We start from the raw sequence: 2,850 nt of genomic DNA, 5'->3' as shown, positions 1-2,850 counted from the left end.
CGACACCAATGGGTTGGGCGCCGGGCTTGGCCAAAAATTCTACGGCAACATCGACGTCGCCGAAAACCTGACCGATGCCGCCTGCGAGTTCATCGACCAAAATCGCTCGAACCCGTTCTTCATTTACCTTTGCCATTGGGACGTGCATTCGCCGATCCGGGCACGCAAAGAAGTTGTCGCGAAATACAAAAAGAAGCTGGAAAGTCGCGATTGGGATCGCAAGTGGAACCCGACCTATGCGGCGATGATCGAAGCGGTCGACACCAGCGTCGGCCGTGTCCGCGAGAAGCTTCAACAACAGGGGCTGACCGAAAACACAGTGTTCATGTTCACGTCCGACAATGGCGGTGCTTCCGGGGTCACCTGGTGTGAACCGCTCAAGGGGGCCAAGGGCGCATTTTACGAAGGCGGGATACGCGTTCCGGCTTGCGTCAGTTGGCCCGGCGTGGTCAAACCGGGCAGCACGTGCGACACGCCGATCACGGGTGTCGATTTGATGCCGACGTTCGCGGAGTTGGCCGGTGCGAAACTGCCCACCAGCCAGAGCGTCGATGGCAGATCCTGGGTGCCACTCCTGTCGGGTCGATCCCTTCCCGAACGCAACATTTTCTGGCACTATCCGCTGTACCTGTCCGGTGCCGGCTACAACCAGGTCATCCCGGTCTTCGGAACGGAGCAGATGGTTTGGCGGGCGACGCCGTGCAGCGTGATCCGTCGCGGCGACTGGAAATTGATCCAGTTCTTCGAGGACGATTCGGTCCAGCTTTACAATCTCCGTTCCGATCTCGGCGAGCAAAACGACCTTTCCAAGTCCGAGCCCGCAAAAGCGACTCAGATGTTGGAAGAGCTTCGGCAATGGCAGGAAGACACCCAGGCGGTCATCCCGACCAAGCTGAATCCCGATTTCGGCAAGTCCAGCGGCGGTCAACGCTCAGCCCCAAACAAGAAGCGATCGTGATTGGTCAGCCTCAGGATTTGAAAAGTGCAACCTGTCAACGTTCAATACAGCATTCCCCTTTTACAATCCACTCACTGGAGCGACATCACCGATGAAAGCTTGGATCTTATCACTCGTCACTTTGCTGGCCGTCTCCCCGACGATGGCCGAATCGCTCGTCTATGAAGGCACCGAGGGGATCGGCAAAGGCAAGCACCTTGTGTTTATCGCCAACGACCACGAGTATCGTTCGGAGCAGACGTGTCCGGCGCTGGCAAAGACGTTGGCCAAACACCACGGATTCCGCTGCACGGTTCTGTTCGGCGTGGATGACCAGGGGGCGATCAAGCCGGGTGCCCGATCCGTGCCCGGCATGGAAGCACTCAAGGACGCCGACATGCTGTTCTTTTTCACGCGGTTCATGAACCTGCCCGACCAACAAGCGGATCTGCTGGTCGATTACTTTGAACGCGGCGGACCGGTCGTCGGGGTGCGGACCTCGACGCATTGCTTCAACGGCCAGAAAGGGAAATGGGCGAAACTGAACTTCAACTATTCCGGCGATGACTATCACGGCGGCCTGGGAGAACAGGTCTTTGGAAACACCTGGGAGAAGGAACGTGGGCAAAGCCATTATGGAACCAACCATCAAATGGGCAGCCGCATCACACCGGCGGCCGGCGCGGCGGACCATCCCATCTTGAGGGGCGTCGAGCAGATCCACGCCTACTCCGGCGCTTACAAGTCGCACCCGCCCGCCGATGCCGTCCCGCTGCTGGAAGTTCAAGTACTCAATACGTTCGGTCCCAGCGATGACATCAACACCGAAAAGCCGTTGGTCAACGCCGGCTGGGCGCGCGATTGGTATACCGCTCCCTCGGGAACAAAGCAGGACGCCCGTGTCGTCTACGCCTCCTTCGGCGCCTCGGAAGATCTGCTCAGCGAAGACGGGCGTCGATTTTTCGTCAACGCTTGCCTTTGGGCGTGCGGCATGGAGGACGCCATCAAACCGAACCTGGACGTCAGCCTCGTCGGCCCCTACGCACCGACCCCGTATTCCAACGGCGCGTTTTATTACGAAGGCGTCAAACCGGCGGACCTGGCCGGTTGGGACTCACGCGTCATGCCCGCTTCGGCTCCGCTGGCGGGAGTGGATGACGCCAACAACGCTCGCCGACGCATGGGCGCGCTGGCCAATCGTCCCGAACTGAAAGCGCAACTTGCCGAGAAGTATCCCAACCTTTACGGCCCCGACGCCAAATTGCCGCAGGCACCACCGCGAAAGAAAAAGAAGTAGCGACATGAAACGCTTCAAGACCGTCGATGACTTCATCGCCGGGTCTGAGAACTGGCAAGATGAATTGAAACGACTTCGCGAGATCTTGCTGTCGACCGAACTCGACGAGACGGTGAAGTGGGGCGCGCCCTGCTACACCTTCCAGGGAAAGAATGTGGTCGGGATCGGCGCGTTCAAATCCTATTTCGGGTTGTGGTTCTTCCAAGGCGGCTTGCTAACGGATCCGGCCGGCGTCTTGATGAATGCTCAAGACGGCAAAACGAAAGCCATGCGTCAGTGGCGGTTCCAGACCAAGCAGCAGATCAAACCTCGCACCATCAAGGCCTACGTCAAGGAGGCGATCCAACTGCAGCTTGCCGGGCACGAGATCAAACCCGTCCGCGGGCGACCGCTGATGATTCCACCGGAGTTGCAGACCGCGTTCGACGACGACCAAGCCGCGCGAGCCGCCTTCGACGCGTTGCCACCGGGCAAACAGCGTGAGTACGCCGACTACATCGCCGACGCCAAACGCGACGCGACGAAAGCATCACGCATCGCGAAGATCTTGCCGATGATCACCCAAGGACAGGGGCTCAACGACAAGTACCGCTAATTCGCGAAAGCTGACAGGATT

General features: G+C 59.1%; 3 protein-coding genes. All 3 read left to right on the top strand.

Features of this window, described 5'->3' with window-relative positions; all coding sequences use genetic code 11:
• A partial coding sequence (locus tag ABX749_RS28300) for a sulfatase-like hydrolase/transferase (protein ID WP_372898983.1) occupies positions 1-958 on the top strand: 958 nt, incomplete at its 5' end.
• A gap of 91 nt (positions 959-1,049) precedes the next feature.
• On the top strand, positions 1,050-2,234 hold the full coding sequence (locus ABX749_RS28295; RefSeq protein ID WP_372898982.1) for a hypothetical protein: 1,185 nt from the start codon (positions 1,050-1,052) through the stop codon (positions 2,232-2,234).
• Positions 2,235-2,238: 4 nt separating this feature from the next.
• Entirely contained in the window at positions 2,239-2,829 is a 591-nt protein-coding gene (locus ABX749_RS28290) for a YdeI family protein (RefSeq protein ID WP_372898981.1), read from the top strand.
• Positions 2,830-2,850: the final 21 nt, after the last annotated feature.

This window comes from Stieleria sp., from assembly GCF_041595215.1.
Classification (GTDB): domain Bacteria; phylum Planctomycetota; class Planctomycetia; order Pirellulales; family Pirellulaceae; genus Stieleria; species Stieleria magnilauensis.
This window is presented reverse-complemented; position numbering and strand designations above follow the sequence as displayed.

Excerpts from the sequence above, each read along its gene's own strand:
- ABX749_RS28295 (WP_372898982.1), top strand. The coding sequence starts at position 1,050 with ATGAAAGCTTGGATCTTATCACTCGTCACTTTGCTGGCCGTCTCCCCG.
- ABX749_RS28290 (WP_372898981.1), top strand. The coding sequence starts at position 2,239 with ATGAAACGCTTCAAGACCGTCGATGACTTCATCGCCGGGTCTGAGAAC.